This is a genomic window from Streptomyces sp. NPDC100445 (assembly GCF_044759735.1).
Lineage (GTDB): Bacteria > Actinomycetota > Actinomycetes > Streptomycetales > Streptomycetaceae > Streptomyces.
The window spans coordinates 201,347-216,230 of record NZ_JBIVZV010000005.1 but is presented as its reverse complement, the minus strand read 5'-3'; the positions used below and the strand labels follow the sequence as shown (position 1 = coordinate 216,230).

At 74.5% G+C, this 14,884-nt stretch carries 12 protein-coding genes and 1 pseudogene; 4 read left to right on the top strand and 9 right to left on the bottom strand.

What is annotated here, in order from left to right:
- Positions 1 to 6 precede the first annotated feature (6 nt).
- Positions 7 to 693 (bottom strand): pyridoxamine 5'-phosphate oxidase, encoded by a 687-nt coding sequence (gene pdxH / locus ACIQVT_RS15095; RefSeq protein ID WP_403752314.1) that lies wholly within the window; start codon positions 691 to 693, stop codon positions 7 to 9.
- Positions 694 to 869: 176 nt separating this feature from the next.
- Between pdxH and ACIQVT_RS15090 the strand changes: the two genes are divergently transcribed.
- Positions 870 to 2,006 carry a citrate synthase 2 gene (locus tag ACIQVT_RS15090; protein ID WP_403752311.1) on the top strand — a complete coding sequence of 379 codons (1,137 nt, stop codon included), beginning with the start codon at positions 870 to 872 and terminating at the stop codon, positions 2,004 to 2,006.
- A gap of 51 nt (positions 2,007 to 2,057) precedes the next feature.
- On the opposite strand, the gene ACIQVT_RS15085 is transcribed toward ACIQVT_RS15090, so the two are convergent.
- The 8 genes from ACIQVT_RS15085 to ACIQVT_RS15050 form a co-directional block, all read right to left on the bottom strand.
- The gene (locus ACIQVT_RS15085) at positions 2,058 to 3,104 is read right to left on the bottom strand and encodes an isopenicillin N synthase family dioxygenase (protein WP_403752308.1); all 1,047 of its coding nucleotides are present in this window, start codon (positions 3,102 to 3,104) and stop codon (positions 2,058 to 2,060) included.
- Positions 3,105 to 3,323: 219 nt separating this feature from the next.
- The gene (locus ACIQVT_RS15080) at positions 3,324 to 3,941 is read right to left on the bottom strand and encodes a TetR/AcrR family transcriptional regulator (RefSeq protein ID WP_403752305.1); all 618 of its coding nucleotides are present in this window, start codon (positions 3,939 to 3,941) and stop codon (positions 3,324 to 3,326) included.
- Positions 3,929 to 4,666: an enoyl-CoA hydratase family protein gene (locus tag ACIQVT_RS15075; RefSeq protein WP_403752303.1), complete on the bottom strand. Its 738-nt coding sequence runs from the start codon at positions 4,664 to 4,666 to the stop codon at positions 3,929 to 3,931. The genes ACIQVT_RS15080 and ACIQVT_RS15075 overlap by 13 nt, the downstream gene beginning before the upstream one ends.
- A 93-nt stretch (positions 4,667 to 4,759) precedes the next feature.
- The gene (locus ACIQVT_RS15070; protein ID WP_403752300.1) at positions 4,760 to 5,920 is read right to left on the bottom strand and encodes an acyl-CoA dehydrogenase family protein; all 1,161 of its coding nucleotides are present in this window, start codon (positions 5,918 to 5,920) and stop codon (positions 4,760 to 4,762) included.
- A gap of 7 nt (positions 5,921 to 5,927) precedes the next feature.
- Entirely contained in the window at positions 5,928 to 7,790 is a 1,863-nt protein-coding gene (locus tag ACIQVT_RS15065; protein WP_403752297.1) for an acetyl/propionyl/methylcrotonyl-CoA carboxylase subunit alpha, read from the bottom strand.
- A 12-nt stretch (positions 7,791 to 7,802) separates the two neighbouring features.
- On the bottom strand, positions 7,803 to 9,401 hold the full coding sequence (locus ACIQVT_RS15060; RefSeq protein WP_403752294.1) for an acyl-CoA carboxylase subunit beta: 1,599 nt from the start codon (positions 9,399 to 9,401) through the stop codon (positions 7,803 to 7,805).
- A complete protein-coding gene (locus ACIQVT_RS15055; RefSeq protein WP_403752291.1) occupies positions 9,398 to 11,167 on the bottom strand; it encodes an acyclic terpene utilization AtuA family protein in 1,770 nt (589 codons plus the stop codon). Before ACIQVT_RS15055 ends, ACIQVT_RS15060 begins: the two co-directional genes overlap by 4 nt.
- Entirely contained in the window at positions 11,164 to 11,988 is an 825-nt protein-coding gene (locus ACIQVT_RS15050; RefSeq protein WP_403752288.1) for a TIGR03084 family metal-binding protein, read from the bottom strand. The genes ACIQVT_RS15055 and ACIQVT_RS15050 overlap by 4 nt, the downstream gene beginning before the upstream one ends.
- A 175-nt stretch (positions 11,989 to 12,163) precedes the next feature.
- On the opposite strand from ACIQVT_RS15050, the gene ACIQVT_RS15045 reads away from it, so the two are divergent.
- The 3 genes and pseudogenes from ACIQVT_RS15045 to ACIQVT_RS15035 all read left to right on the top strand — a co-directional run bounded on the left by ACIQVT_RS15045 (position 12,164) and on the right by ACIQVT_RS15035 (position 14,757).
- Entirely contained in the window at positions 12,164 to 13,285 is a 1,122-nt protein-coding gene (locus tag ACIQVT_RS15045) for a lipid II:glycine glycyltransferase FemX (RefSeq protein ID WP_403752285.1), read from the top strand.
- A 5-nt stretch (positions 13,286 to 13,290) separates the two neighbouring features.
- A pseudogene (locus ACIQVT_RS15040) lies at positions 13,291 to 13,770 on the top strand (hypothetical protein); the annotation flags it as partial.
- A 54-nt stretch (positions 13,771 to 13,824) separates the two neighbouring features.
- The gene (locus tag ACIQVT_RS15035; protein ID WP_403752283.1) at positions 13,825 to 14,757 is read left to right on the top strand and encodes an EamA family transporter; all 933 of its coding nucleotides are present in this window, start codon (positions 13,825 to 13,827) and stop codon (positions 14,755 to 14,757) included.
- Positions 14,758 to 14,884 lie beyond the last annotated feature (127 nt).

Genomic DNA, 14,884 nt, shown 5'->3' with positions numbered 1-14,884 from the left:
GGCCGGTCAGGGACTGAGCCGCTCCACGTACCAGGTGCCGTCCGGCCGGGCGGCGTAACGCAGCCGGTCGTGCAGGCGGTTCTCCCGGCCCTGCCAGAACTCGACGGCCTCCGGTGCGACGCGGAAGCCGCCCCAGTGGGGCGGGACCGGCACCTGCTCGCCCTCGGGGTAGCGGGCCTCCAGCGCGGTGTAGGCGGTGTCCAGGTCGGCGCGGGAGGCGATCACCGTGGACTGGGCGCTGGCCCAGGCACCCAGCTGGGAGCCGTGCGGGCGGGTGCGGAAGTAGGCGGCGGTCTCGTCGCGGCCGGTGCGGCGGGCGGTGCCGGTGACGATGACCTGGCGGGCCAGCGGGTGCCAGGGGAAGAGCAGGCCGACGCGCGGGTTGTGCGCCAGGTCGCGGGCCTTGGGCGAGTCGTAGTTGGTGTAGAAGACGAAGCCGCCGGTGTCGTACTGCTTCATCAGGACCGTGCGTGAGCTGGGCCGGCCCGTCGGGTCGACGGTGGAGACGACCATCGCGTTGGGCTCGTACAGCGTGCCGTGGACGGCCGCCCGGGCGGCCTCCTCGAACCAGCGGGCGAACTGGTCCATGGGGTGGCTGGCGAGGTCCTCCTCGGCGAGGCCGTCGGCCCGGTACTGCTTGCGCATGGCGGCGGGATCGAGGACGGGGTCCGGGAACGGGTCGCGGTCGGTCACCCGGTCATCTTGCCGTATCGGACGGGCGTGGCACCGGGTGTCGTACGGTCTCCCCAAGTCCGGCACCGGCGGCTATCGTGCTGATCCCCTTGCGGTGGGGTTCACCACGGGTGACCACCCGCCGATCGGGGCATCACCGGGGTGACCGCCGGCCGCACATCACGAGGAGCCGCCAGATGTCCGACTTCGTACCCGGGCTCGAGGGAGTCGTCGCGTTCGAGACGGAGATCGCCGAACCCGACAAGGAGGGCGGCGCCCTGCGCTACCGGGGCGTCGACATCGAGGACCTGGTCGGGCACGTGTCGTTCGGGAACGTGTGGGGGCTGCTGGTCGACGGCGCGTTCAACCCCGGCCTGCCGCCCGCCGAGCCGTTCCCGATCCCGGTGCACTCCGGTGACATCCGGGTGGACGTGCAGTCGGCGCTGGCGATGCTCGCCCCGGTGTGGGGCCTGCGGCCGCTGCTGGACATCGACGAGCGGCAGGCGCGGGCGGACCTGGCGCGGGCCGCGGTGATGGCCCTGTCCTACGTGGCCCAGTCCGCGCGCGGGCAGGGACTGCCGATGGTGCCGCAGCGGGAGATCGACAAGGCGCACTCGGTGGTGGAGCGGTTCATGATCCGCTGGCGGGGCGAGCCGGACCCGAAGCACGTCGCCGCCGTGGACGCGTACTGGACGTCCGCCGCCGAGCACGGCATGAACGCGTCCACCTTCACCGCGCGGGTCATCGCCTCCACCGGCGCGGACGTCGCCGCCGCACTGTCGGGCGCGGTGGGCGCGATGTCCGGGCCGCTGCACGGCGGTGCTCCGTCCCGGGTGCTCGGGATGATCGAGGAGATCGAGCGGACGGGGGACGCGGAGGGGTACGTCCGGCGGACGCTGGACCGCGGGGAGCGGCTGATGGGCTTCGGGCATCGGGTGTACCGGGCCGAGGACCCGCGGGCGCGCGTGCTGCGGCGTACGGCGCGGGAGCTGGGGGCGCCGCGGTTCGAGGTGGCGGAGGCGCTGGAGAAGGCCGCGCTGGAGGAGTTGCACAACCGCCGCCCGGACCGGGTGCTCGCCACGAACGTGGAGTTCTGGGCGGCGATCATGCTGGATTTCGCCGAGGTGCCGGCGCACATGTTCACGTCGATGTTCACGTGCGCGCGGACCGCGGGGTGGTCGGCGCACATCCTGGAGCAGAAGCGGACGGGCAGGCTGGTGCGGCCCTCCGCGCGGTACGTGGGTCCGGGGCCGCGCCGCCCGCAGGAGGTCGGGGGGTACGCCGACATCGCGGACCTCGCCGACGGCGGGGCCGGCGGGGGCACCGCCCGCTAGGGGGCGGGCGGAGCCGGCCGGCGGTGCGGTCCCGCCCCCGCGGGGCGCGGGTCACGCCGGGGTCAGCAGGTCCGCGTGGTGCCGGGCGGCGACCAGCGGATGGGCCCGTAGCTTGCCCTTCAGTTCGTTGTAGCCGTACTCCGCGTGCAGCGGGTTGGCCGGGTCGTCGGTGACGCCGGGTGCCTCGGCCGCGTGCGGGAAGGGCAGCGGTTCGACCTTCGCGTCCAGACGCGGGTTGTAGAAGAACGGGACGGAGAACCGCTCGGTGGCACCGGGCGGGCTGACCACCCGGTGGTTGGTGGCCAGCAGGTAGCCGTCGGTCGCCACCTCCAGGAGTTCGCCGAGGTTGACGACGAAGGCGCCCTCGATGGGCGGCACGTCGTGGAAGAGGCCGTCCTCGCGCTGCACCTGAAGACCGCCGACGGCGTCCTGAAGGAGCAGGGTGAGGAAGCCGTAGTCCTTGTGGGCGCCGACGCCCTGGCCGCTGCCGTCGTCCGCGCTGCCGGGGTAGCGGACGAGCTTGAGGTGCGGATGGGCGTGGGCGCCGAGCAGCGGGTCGTAGAAGCCGGCGGGGGCGCCGATGGCCGTCAGCAGTTCGCGCAGCAGCCGCTGGGCGACCGCGCTGAGCCGGTCGATCCAGGTCAGGGCGGCCGTGCGCAGGGCGGGCAGGGCGGCCGGCCACTGGTTGGGGCCCTGGAGCCACCAGTACGGGGGTTCGCCGGGGCCGGGGACGCGGACGGGGCGTTCGGCGCCGATGTCGAGCTGGTCGCGCCAGTCACGGGAGCCGCCGGTGCGTTCGTCGCCGGTGCGGGTGTAGCCGCGGAAGTGCGGGGAGTTGACGTTGTCCAGGGCGAGCCGGTCGGCCTCGGGGAAGGCGAAGAAGGCCCGCATGGCGGTGAGCAGGGCGTCGGTCTCGGCGCGGGTCACGCCGTGCCCGATGAGCTGGAAGAAGCCGACGTCGTGGGCGGCGCTGTGCAGCTGGGCGTGGAGCAGGGCGCGGGCCTGGGGGCCGCGCTCGGCCGCCGAGAGGTCGATGATCGGGAGCTGGTCGTACGACGGGGGCGCCGGGGTGTGCGTCGTCGCCGGGGGGATCGTCATGGTGCGTCCGCGGGGTGTACGGGGCACGGGTGGCCGCCGGGGGGGTGATGAGCGGCCCCCGGGTGCCGGAAGAGGAAGGGAGGAGGGGGCTGTGTCAGGCGGAGGAGCGCCGACAGCCCATGCTCGTGACGCGCACGTAGTCCACGTGGCGGCGGCGGACGAGCATCGGAGGCATGGGCCCAAGGGTAACCCCCCGGGCCGGCGGTGCGTCCGGGCCGGTCAGCCGGGGTCGCGGCCCAGGTTCTCGGCCAGCAGGTCGGCCCACTGGGCGACGACCCGCTGCCGGCGGGCGGTGTCGTCGGTGAGGAGGTTGGCGAGGCCGAGGCCGCGGGCCATGTCGAGGAGGCCCTGCACGCTCTCGCGGACGCCGGGGCGGGTCTCGTCGGCGCCGAGGAGTTCGACGGCGATGCGGTGGGTCTCGCGGCCGACGCGGGCCTCCAGCTCGGTCACCCGGGGGCGCAGCTGCTCCTCGTCGCAGGCGGCGACCCACAGGTGCAGGGCGGCGCGGAAGAGGGGGCCGGTGTAGAGGTCGACGAGGGCGGCGACGACGGCGCGGCGGTCGGCGGGGCCGTCGGGGAAGAGGGCCCTGAGGGCGGTGGAGCGTTCCTCGGCGACGTACTCGACGGCGGCGGTGAAGAGGTCCTCGCGGGTGGGGAAGTGGTGCTGGGCGGCGCCCCGGGAGACGCCGGCCCGTTCGGCCACGGCGGCGACCGTGGAGCCCGCCCAGCCGTGTTCGGCGAGGCAGGCCACGGCGGCCTCCAGGAGTCGCTGCCGGGTGGCCCGGCTGCGGTCCTGCTTGGGCACGCGCTCGCGTTCCGTCGTACTCACACCACCCATGCCGCGTCCCGTCTCTCCAGGAAGGCCGTCATCCCCTCCCGGGCGTGGGCGGAGGAGAACAGCCGGGCCGAGAGGGCGGTCAGTTCCGCCGCGTCCCGGTCGAACGTCTCCAGCACCCTAGCCGTGAGCAGCCGTTTGGTCGCGGTCAGGGCTTGGGGCGAGGAGCGGCGCAGGCCGTCCAGGACGGGGGCGAGGGCCTCGTCCACGTCGTCGGCGTACGCCGTGAGCAGGCCCGTGCGGACGGCTTCCGCGGGGTCGAAGCGCTCGCCGGTGAGGTAGTGGCGGGCGAGGGCGCGGGGGTCGGCGCGCGGAAGGACCGGCAGGGAGATCAGCGCGGGGGCGACGCCGATGCGTACCTCGGTGAAGGCGAAGGTGGCCGTGGTGGCGGCGACGGCGATGTCGCAGGCGGCGAGCAGGCCGAGGCCGCCGGCACGGACGTGGCCCGTGACGCGGGCGACGACCGGTGCGGGCAGTTCGACGATCTGCCGCAGCAGCGCCACCAGGACGTCGGGGTCCGGCGGGTCGCGCAGGTCGGCGCCGGCGCAGAAGGTCGTACCGGTGTGGGTGAGGACCACGGCCCGGACGCCGGGGTCCTCGCCGAGGCCGGCGAGGGCCTCGGCGAGGGCGGACACCAGGGGGGCCGAGAGGGCGTTGCGGGTGGCGGTGGCGTCCAGGCTGAGGGTCTCGACGCCACGCGCGCGCGTGCGTCCGATCGGTGCGCTCATGTGTGCTCCCTGGGCTGCCGGCGTCGCGTGCGCGGCGCCGTGGGGCGGGGCGGGCGGGGGTCCGACGGCCGGGCCGCTTCCGGGCGGGAGGGCCTAGTACGACTTGGGCAGGCCCAGGGTCTGGTGGGAGACGTAGTTGAGGATCATCTCCCGGCTGACCGGGGCGATCCGGGCCACGCGCGCGGCGGTGACCAGCGAGGCGAGCCCGAACTCGCGGGTGAGCCCGTTGCCGCCGAGGGTGTGCACGGCCTGGTCGACGGCCTGGACACAGGCCTCGGCGGCCGCGTACTTGGCCATGTTGGCGGCCTCGCCGGCGCCGGCGTCGTCGCCCGCGTCGTACAACCGGGCCGCCTTCTGCATCATCAGCCGGGCCAGTTCCAGGCTGATGTGCGCCTGCGCCAAGGGGTGCGCGACGGCCTGGTGGGCGCCGATGGGCGACTTCCACACGGTGCGCTCGCGGGCGTAGGCGACGGCCCTGGCGAGCGCGTAGCGGCCCATGCCGATCGCGAACGCGGCCGTCATGATCCGTTCCGGGTTCAGGCCGGCGAAGAGCTGGAGCAGGCCGGCGTCCTCGTCGCCGACGAGCGCCTGGGCGGGCAGCCGTACGTCGTCCAGGACCAGTTCGAACTGCTTCTCCGCGGCGGTCAGTTCCATGTCGATCGGGTGCCGCGCGAACCCCTCGGCGTCGCGCTCCACGATGAACAGGCAGGGTTTGAGGGTGCCGGTGCGGGCGTCCTCGGTGCGGCCGACGACGAGTGTGGCGTCCGCCTGGTCCACGCCGGAGACGAAGACCTTGCGGCCGGTCAGCAGCCAGTCGGCGCCGTCCCGGCGGGCGGTGGTGGTGATGCGGTGCGAGTTGGAGCCGGCGTCGGGCTCGGTGATGCCGAAGGCCATGGTGCGGGTGCCGGCGGCTAGGCCGGGGAGCCAGGCGCGCTTCTGCTCCTCGGTGCCGAAGCGGGAGATCACCGTCCCGCAGATCGCGGGTGAGACGACGAGCATCAGCAGGGGCGAGCCGGCCGCCCCCAGCTCCTCCAGCACGATGGACAGTTCGGCGATGCCCCCGCCCCCGCCGCCGTACTCCTCGGGCAGGTTGACGCCGAGGTAGCCGAGTGCGCCGGCCTCGGACCACAGTTCGGTCGGGTGGCGGCCCTCGGCGATGGTCCGGGTGAGGTAGTCGCGGCCGTAACGCCGGCCGAGGGCGGCCACCGCGGACCGCAGGTCCCGGTGTTCTTCGGTTTCGACGACGGCGGTCATGGCGCTCCTAGGATTCGCGGACGACGGATTCGCGGACGACGGCGAGCAGCAGGCCCGGTTCGACCTGTTGCCCCGGCCTGGCGTGCAGGGCGGTGAGCGTTCCGGCGGCCGGGGCGCAGATGCGGTGCTGCATCTTCATCGCCTCCAGCCAGATCAGCGGCTGGCCCGCCTCGACGGTGACGCCCTCCGCGAGGCCCTCGGCGACGCGTACGACCGTGCCGGGCATCGGGGCCAGCAGGGAGCCGGGAGCGAGCCGGGCGGCGGGGTCGGGGAAGCGGGGCAGGGCGGTGAGGGCGGTGGCGCCGACGTGGACCCGGTCGCCGTAGCGGGCCACCTCGAACCGGCGCCGGACGCCGTCCACGTCGAGGACGACCAGCCGGGCGTCGGCGTGCACCACCAGCACCCCGTCGGCGGCGAGGCCCTGCCTGGTGTGCCGGTAGCGCACCTCGACCTCCTCCCCGTCCCGCTCGTACCGCTTCACCTGGGGCTGCGACGGCACGTTGCGCCAGCCGCCGAAGCGGGAGCGGCCGTGGGCGTCGGCGAGAGCGGCGGCCAGGGGGGCGTGCGGGTCGGGGGCGGGCGTGGTGAGTGCGGCGAGGTGGCGGTCGTAGAAGCCGGTGTCCATGCGGCCGGAGGTGAACTCCTCGTGCCTGAGGGAGCGCACCAGCAGGTCGCGGTTGGTGACCGGGCCGTGCACCGTGGCCCGGTCCAGCGCGCCGGCCAGCCGGCGGACCGCCTCGGCCCGGGTGGGGGCGTGGGCGACGACCTTGGCGAGCATCGGGTCGTAGTGGACGCCGACGGGGTCGCCGTCGGTGTAGCCGGTGTCCAGGCGGACGCCGGCCGGTACGGCGAGGCGGTGCAGGGTGCCGGTCTGGGGCGTCCAGTCACGGGCGGGGTCCTCGGCGTACAGGCGGGCCTCGACGGCGTGGCCGCGCGCGGGGGGCGGCTCGGTGTCCAGGGCGTGCCCCTCGGCGATCCGGATCTGCTCGGCGACCAGGTCGAGCCCGAACACCTCCTCGGTGACGGGGTGTTCGACCTGGAGCCGGGTGTTCATCTCCAGGAAGTGGGCGCGGCCGTCGGCGACCAGGAACTCGACCGTGCCGGCGCCGACGTAGGAGACGGACCGGGCGGCGCGCACCGCCAGCGCGTAGAGCTCCTCGGTGAGCGCGGCCGGCAGACCCGGCGCCGGGGCCTCCTCGATCACCTTCTGGTGGCGGCGCTGGAGGGAGCAGTCGCGGGTGCCGAGCGGCCACACGGTGCCGTGGGTGTCGGCGAGGATCTGCACCTCCACGTGGCGACCGTGTTCCAGGTACGGCTCCACGAACACCTCGCCGTCGCCGAAGGCGCTGCCGGCCTCCGCGCGGGCGCTCTCCAGCGCGGCCGGCAGCTCAGCCAGGCGGCGCACGATCCGCATGCCGCGCCCGCCGCCGCCGGCCGCCGCCTTCACCAGGACGGGCAGGTCGGCGTCGGTGACCCGGTCCGCGTCGAGCGGGGCGAGGCCCATCAGCTCCTTGGCGCGGGTCTTGGACGCCATGGCCTCGACGGCCCGCGGGGGCGGCCCGATCCAGGTCAGGCCGGCGGCCCGCACGGCGCGCGCGAAGCCGGCGTTCTCCGACAGGAAGCCGTACCCGGGGTGCACGGCGTCGGCGCCGGCGCTCAGGGCCGCCGCCACGATCAGGTCGCCGCGCAGGTAGGTGTCGGCGGGCGCCGCGCCCGGCAGCCGTACCGCCGTGTCGGCGAGGCGCGTGTGCAGCGCGCCGGCGTCGGCGTCGGAGTGCACGGCGACCGTGCGGATGCCTAGGGCGGCGCAGGTGCGGAAGACGCGGCAGGCTATCTCGCCCCGGTTGGCGACGAGCACACTGGAAATCACGGGATCGATCCCTCACATCCGGAAGACGCCGAAGCCGCCGCGCACGCCCTCATAGGGGGCGGTGTGCAGGGCGGAGAGGCACAGGCCGAGGACGGTGCGGGTGTCGCGGGGGTCGATGACGCCGTCGTCGTACAGCCGCCCGGACAGGAACATGGGCAGCGACTCGGCCTCGATCTGCCGCTCCACCAGGGCGCGCAGCGCCGCGTCCGCGTCCTCGTCGTACGGCTGTCCCTTCGCCGCCGCCGACTGCCGGGCGACGATCGACAGCACCCCGGCGAGCTGCTGCGGGCCCATGACGGCGGACTTGGCGCTCGGCCAGGCGAACAGGAACCGGGGGTCGTAGGCCCGGCCGCACATGCCGTAGTGCCCGGCGCCGTACGACGCCCCCATGAGGACCGACAGGTGGGGGACGCGGCTGTTGGCGACCGCGTTGATCATCATGGCGCCGTGCTTGATGATGCCGCCCTGCTCGTACTCCTTGCCGACCATGTAGCCGGTGGTGTTGTGCAGGAAGAGCAGTGGGATGTCGCGCTGGTTGGCGAGCTGGACGAACTGGGCGGCCTTCTGGGACTCGGCGCTGAACAGGACGCCCTGGGCGTTGGCCAGGATGCCGACGGGGTAGCCGTGCAGGGCCGCCCACCCGGTGACCAGACTGGTGCCGTACAGCGGCTTGAACTCGTCGAAGTCGGAGGCGTCCACGATCCGGGCGATGACCTCGCGCGGGTCGAAGGGGACCTTGAGGTCGCCGGGGACGATGCCCAGCAGTTCCTCGGGGTCGTGGCGGGGCGGTTCGGCCGGGCCGGGGTCGGGGTGGGCCTTGCGGTGGTTGAGGCGGGCGACGACCCGCCGGGCCTGGCGCAGGGCGTCGCGTTCGTCCACGGCGAAGTGGTCGGCGAGGCCGGACACGCGCGCGTGCATCTCGGCGCCGCCCAGGGACTCGTCGTCGCTCTCCTCGCCGGTGGCCATCTTGACCAGCGGCGGCCCGCCGAGGAACACCTTCGACCGTTCCCTGACCATGATCACGTGGTCGGACATGCCGGGGACGTAGGCGCCGCCGGCGGTGGAGTTGCCGAAGACGACGGCGATCGTCGGGATGCCGGCGGCGGACAGCCGGGTGAGGTCCCGGAAGACGGCGCCGCCGGGGATGAAGATCTCCTTCTGGGAGGGCAGGTCGGCGCCGCCGGACTCGACCAGGCTGACGCAGGGCAGCCGGTTGGCGAGCGCGATGTCGTTGGCGCGCAGGGCCTTCCGCAGGCTCCAGGGGTTGCTGGCGCCGCCGCGTACGGTCGGGTCGTTGGCGGTGATCAGGCACTCCACGCCCTCGATCACGCCGATGCCGGTGACCAGGGAGGCGCCGACGGGATGGTCGCTGCCCCAGGCCGCCAGCGGGGACAGCTCCAGGAACGGGGTGTCGGGGTCCAGCAGCAGCTCGACGCGCTCGCGGGCGAGGAGCTTGCCGCGCTCCCGGTGCCGCCGGACGTACTTCTCCCCGCCGCCGGCGAGCGCCTTGGCGTGTTCGGCGTCCAGGTCGGCGAGTTTGGCGAGCATCGCCTCGCGGTGGGCCCGGTAGTCGGGGCCGGTGGGGTCGAGGGCCGTTCGCAGAACCGTCACAGCAGGGTCTCCGGGATGTCCAGGTGGCGGGAGCGCAGCCATTCGCCGAGGGCCTTGGCCTGCGGGTCGAAGCGGTGCTGGGCGGCGACGCCGGCGCCGAGGACGCCCTCGACGACGAAGTTCACGGCGCGCAGCCTCGGCAGCACGTGCCGGGTGACGGGCAGGTCCCGGACCTCGGGGAGCAGCCGGCGCAGGCACGCGGTGGTCAGCGTGTGCGCGAGCCACCGCCAGGCCTCGTCGGTGCGCGCCCACACGCCGACGTTGGCGTTGCCGCCCTTGTCGCCGCTGCGGGCCCCGGCGACGAGGCCGAGGGGCGCGCGGCGGACCGGGCCGGGCGGGAGCGGTTCCGGGAGCGGCGGTGGCGGCACGGCGTCCAGGGGACGCGTCTCATGGGGTGGCTCCACGGTTATCCGGCGTCCGTCATGGAGGACGGCCACATGGTCCACGGCCCCATGGGGGACGTACACCTCCTCGAACACCCCGTACGGGGCGCCCTTCCCGGGCGGGGACAGCAGGTGGAACCCGGGGTAGCTGGCGAGTGCCAGCTCCACGGCGGCCCCGGTCAGCGCCCGTCCGGCCACCCGCTGGTCCGGGTCCCGTACGACCAGCCGCAGCAGCGCGCTGGCCGTCTCCTCGGTGCCGGCGTCGGCCCGGTCGGTGCGCACCAGGTCCCATCGGACCTCGCTGGGCGGTGACGCGGCGAGCGCGTCGGCGAGCTGCTCGCGCACCAGGGCCGCCTTGGCCTCGACGTCCAGTCCGGTCAGCACGAAGACGACCTCGTTGCGGAAGCCGCCGAGCCGGTTGAGCCCCACCTTGAGGGTGGGCGGGGGCGCCTCCCCGCGCACCCCCTCGATCCGCACCCGGTCCGGTCCTTCCCCGGCGAGCCGTACGGTGTCCAGCCGGGCGGTGACGTCGGGCCCGGCGTACCGGGCGCCGCCGGTCTCGTAGAGCAGCTGGGCGGTGACGGTGCCCACGTCCACGAAGCCGCCGGTGCCGGGGTGCTTGGTGATGACGCTGCTGCCGTCGGCGTGGATCTCGGCGACCGGGAACCCCGGCCGGCGCACGTCGCCCTCGGTGAAGAAGGCGTAGTTGCCTCCGGTCGCCTGGGTGCCGCACTCCAGCACGTGTCCGGCGACGACGGCACCGGCGAGACGGTCGTACTCACCGGGGTGCCAGCCGAAGTGGGCGGCGGCGGGCCCGGTGACGAGCGCCGCGTCGGTCACCCGGCCGGTGACCACGATGTCGGCGCCGGCCCGCAGGCACGCGGCGATGCCGAAGCCGCCGAGGTAGGCGTGGGCGGTGAGGGTCCCGGGGTGGGCCGCGCCCAGGTCGTCGCCCTCGACATGGGCGACCCGCGCCGGGACGCCGAGCCGGCCGGCCAGCTCGCGTATCCTGCCGGCGAGCCCGGCAGGGTGCAGGCCGCCCGCGTTGGTGACGATCCGCACCCCGCGTTCGTGGGCGAGCCCGAGGCACTCCTCCAGCCGGGCCAGGAAGGTGCGGGCATACCCGGCGGCCGGGTCCTTCAGGCGGTCGCGGGCGAGGATGAGCATGGTGAGTTCGGCGAGGTAGTCACCGGTGAGGACATCCAGGTCGCCGCCGGTGAGCATCTCGCGCAGGGCGTCGGAGCGGTCCCCGTAGAAGCCGGAGAAGTTCCCGACACGCAGCGGGGCGACCGGTTCCGCCGCACGCGGCCCGGCCGCGCCCGCCGGCTCGGGCGTGTGCGCCCCGGCCGCGGCCGCCGGTTCGGGCCCGCCCGGCCCGGTCATGGGGTGACCCCCTCGTCCGGGTGGCGTCCGGGGGCGGTGTGCCGCGGTGGGCGGCCCGGGCCGGGTGGGCCCGCGAAGGCCTGGGCGACGTCGAGCCAGCGGTCGGCGTCCGGGCCCTCGGCGCACAGGGCGAGGTCGGCGCGGTGGGCGCGCTGGGTGACCAGGAGGCAGAGGTCGAGGGCGGGGCCGGTGACCCGCTGGGCCGCGTCCGGCGGCCCGTAGGCCCACGTCCGCCCGGACGGTGCGGTCACCTCGACGCGGAACTCCTCCGCCGGTACGGGCAGACCCCGCGCGGCGAAGGCGAAGTCCCGGGCCCGTACCCCGATGTGGACCACATGCCGGAGCCGGTCGGTGGGTGTGCGGACCACACCCAGGGCATCCGCCACGTCCTGTCCGTGGGCCCAGGTCTCCATGAGACGACCGGTGGCCATGGAGGCGGCCGACATGGGTGGCCCGAACCAGGGGAAGCGGCTGCCGTCGGGAGCGCCCCGCAACGCCCGGTCGAGCGCGGCCCGCCCCTCGCGCCACCGTGCCAGCAGTGCGGCGGGCCGGAGCCGGGCGCCTTCGTCGGCGGCCTCGTCCACGAAGGAACCGGGTGACGCCAGGGCCGTGCGGAGGATCTCCCCGAACCCGTCCTCGTCGGTCACGGCGAGCAGCGCGGCCCGGTCCGTCCAGTGCAGGTGGGCGATCTGATGGGCGAGGGTCCAGCGTGGGGCGGGCGTGGCGAGGGTCCACCGCTCCTCGGGCAACTCGGCCACCAGCAGGTCGAGTTGCTCGCTCTCCTCACGCAGGTCGTCGAAGACGGGCGTCGGATCGGACATGGGGGGAGCATGGCAGCGGCCCAGGAAACAATCAAGCATGCTTGCATTAATTGGCGTCATGGCGGCCCGCCGCCCAGGGCGGTGCAGGGCGGTGCTCCAGGTGGGCGAGCGGAACCGGGGCGGACGGCGGCGCGCTCTTACAGTGGCCGCACGACCGATCCGAAGGAGCCCGCGCATGAGCCTCACCGTCCGCCCCGTCTCCCGCGCCGAACACCTCTCCTTCGTGGCGGAGCGCCCGTCGGTCAGCCACATGCAGGTGCCGTCCTGGGGTGACGTGAAGCCCGACTGGCAGGCCGAGAGCCTCGGGTGGTTCGAGGCGGACGGGCGGATGGTGGGGGCGGGACTGGTGCTGTTGCGCCCGCTGCCCCGGACGAAGCGCTACCTGGCCTACCTGCCCGAGGGCCCGGTCATCGACTGGCACGCGCCCGGACTGGAACACCGGCTGGAGCCGATGCTGGCCCACCTCAGGAACCGCGGCGCCTTCTCGGTGAAGATGGGGCCGCCCGTGGTGACCCGGCGGTGGAGCCCCGAGGCGGTGAAGGCCGCGATCGCCGACCCGGACGCGCACCGGCTGCGCGACGTACCGGCCACGTCGGACGAACCGGACGGCGTCGAACTCGCCGACCGGCTGCACCGCATGGGCTGGCGGCGGACCGAACCGGGCCGGGAGGGCGGCTTCGCCGCGGGGCAGCCCCGGTACGTGTGCCAGATCCCGTTCGCCGGGCGGTCGCTGGAGGACATCCACGGCGGCCTGAACCAGCAGTGGCGGCGCAACGTCAAGAAGGCCGAGAAGGCGGGCGTGAAGGTCGTCCGGGGCGGCGCGGAGGACCTGCCGGTCTTCTACGAGCTGTACGCCGAGACCGCCGAGCGGGACCGGTTCCTGCCGCGCCCGCCGGCGTACTTCCGGCGCATGTGGGACGCGCTCACCGCCGAGCACCCCGACCGGATGCGGCTGTACCTCGCCCACCACGACGGGGAGGTGCTCGCCGCGGCCACGATGCTGGTCGTCGGCAGCCACGTCTGGTACTCCTACGGCGCCTCCACCAGCCGCAGACGCGAGGTCCAGCCGAGCAACGCCGTGCAGTGGCGCATGATGTGCGACGCCCATGAACTCGGCGCCCACGTCTACGACTTCCGGGGCATCACCGACACCTTGGAGGAGTCCGACCACCTGCTCGGCCTGCTGCGCTTCAAGGTGGGCGCGGGCGGTGAGGCCGTGGAGTACGTGGGCGAGTGGGACTTCCCGCTGAACCGGGTGCTGCACAAGGCGCTGAACCTCTACATGGCCCGGCGCTGACACTCCTGGTGCTGCACGACACGGTGCGCGCCAACACGGCCTGCGGCCGACCCGGTGCCAGCGAGCAGGCGATCACGGCCGCCGCGCGGGCCGCCGACGCGCACGAGTCGACGGTCATGATCACGCACGATCTGGAGCTCGCCCCCGACGCCGACCGCATCCTCGTCGTGGACCACGGCCGCGTGGTCGAGACCGGCCGCCACGACGACCTCCTCGCCCGGGGCGGCGCCTACGCGCGGCTGCACCGCTCGCGCGACGGCGTCATGCTGGACAGGGGCGAGCCGCACACGCCGCCACGGCCGCGTGCGGCCCGCCGCCGCACACACATGACCACGACGACGCGTACGGCCTCGGCCCTGTCCCAAGCCACGGGTGATTGCCGGGACCGGATGCTGGGACCGGTCCCAGCATCCGGGACAGCTTCAAAAGGGCTTCACGCACCTGTCCGAGTCCATTACCCTGGACGAGAAAGTACATCGGGATGAACTACTTCCGCCGCTGACGCACCCCGAGCCCCGAGCCGAGCCACAGGACCGCCCGTGACCGCCAGATCCAGCACCGCCACGCCGACCCCGGTCGCCCCCGCCCCGGGACAGGGCCGCCTCGGCGCACTCGGCCCCGTCGGGCTGGTCCTGGCGGGCGGCATCTCGGTGCAGTTCGGCGGGGCGCTGGCGGTGACGCTCATGCCCCGGGCGGGCGCCCTGGGCGTGGTGACCCTGCGCCTCCTCGCGGCGGCGATCGTGCTCCTGGTGGTCTGCCGTCCCCGGCTGCGCGGGCACTCACGCGCCGACTGGGGGACGGTGGTCGTCTTCGGCGTGACGATGGGCGCGATGAACGGCCTGTTCTACTCGGCGGTCGCCCGCATCCCGCTGGGCCCCGCGGTCACCCTGGAGGTCCTCGGCCCGCTGACCCTGTCCGTCCTGGCCTCCCGCCGCGCCGTCAACGCGCTCTGGGCGGGGCTGGCCCTGGCGGGCGTCTTCCTGCTGGGCGGCGGAGGCTTCGGCGACCTGGACCCCACAGGTGTCGCCCTCGCCCTGGGCGCCGGCGCCATGTGGGCGGCCTACATAGTCTTCAGCGCCCGTACGGGGCGCCGCTTCCCCCAGGCGGACGGTCTCGCGCTGGCCATGGCGGTCGCGGCCCTGCTCTTCCTCCCCCTCGGCATCGTCGAGGCGGGCACCCGCCTGCTGGACCCCACCACCATGGCCCTCGGCTCGGCGGTCGCGCTGCTGTCCTCGGTCCTGCCCTACACCCTCGAACTGCTGGCCCTGCGCCGGCTGCCCGCCTCCACCTTCGCGATCCTGATGAGCCTGGAACCGGCCATCGCGGCCACGGCCGGCTTCCTGATCCTCGACCAGGCCCTGTCCGCCACGGAGGCCGCCGCGATCGCCCTCGTCATCGCGGCGAGCATCGGCGCCGTGCGCACCCAGGTGGCCCGGGGCAAACTCCCGCCCCTGCCGGCCGAAGGTCAGTGACGCCCCGCCCGGTCCCCCAGGCACCGGCGACCGCCGTCCTGTGTGTCGCGCCCGGCTCCGGCAGACTCCTGGAAGGGACCTGATCGGGACGGAGCCGGACGGGAAGGCGCATTCCATGACCGACGCT

Excerpts from the sequence above, each read along its gene's own strand:
- ACIQVT_RS15075 (WP_403752303.1), bottom strand. The coding sequence starts at position 4,666 with ATGAGCGCACCGATCGGACGCACGCGCGCGCGTGGCGTCGAGACCCTC.
- ACIQVT_RS15055 (WP_403752291.1), bottom strand. The coding sequence starts at position 11,167 with ATGACCGGGCCGGGCGGGCCCGAACCGGCGGCCGCGGCCGGGGCGCAC.
- ACIQVT_RS15070 (WP_403752300.1), bottom strand. The coding sequence starts at position 5,920 with ATGACCGCCGTCGTCGAAACCGAAGAACACCGGGACCTGCGGTCCGCG.
- ACIQVT_RS15045 (WP_403752285.1), top strand. The coding sequence starts at position 12,164 with ATGAGCCTCACCGTCCGCCCCGTCTCCCGCGCCGAACACCTCTCCTTC.
- ACIQVT_RS15090 (WP_403752311.1), top strand. The coding sequence starts at position 870 with ATGTCCGACTTCGTACCCGGGCTCGAGGGAGTCGTCGCGTTCGAGACG.
- ACIQVT_RS15085 (WP_403752308.1), bottom strand. The coding sequence starts at position 3,104 with ATGACGATCCCCCCGGCGACGACGCACACCCCGGCGCCCCCGTCGTAC.
- ACIQVT_RS15080 (WP_403752305.1), bottom strand. The coding sequence starts at position 3,941 with ATGGGTGGTGTGAGTACGACGGAACGCGAGCGCGTGCCCAAGCAGGAC.
- ACIQVT_RS15050 (WP_403752288.1), bottom strand. The coding sequence starts at position 11,988 with ATGTCCGATCCGACGCCCGTCTTCGACGACCTGCGTGAGGAGAGCGAG.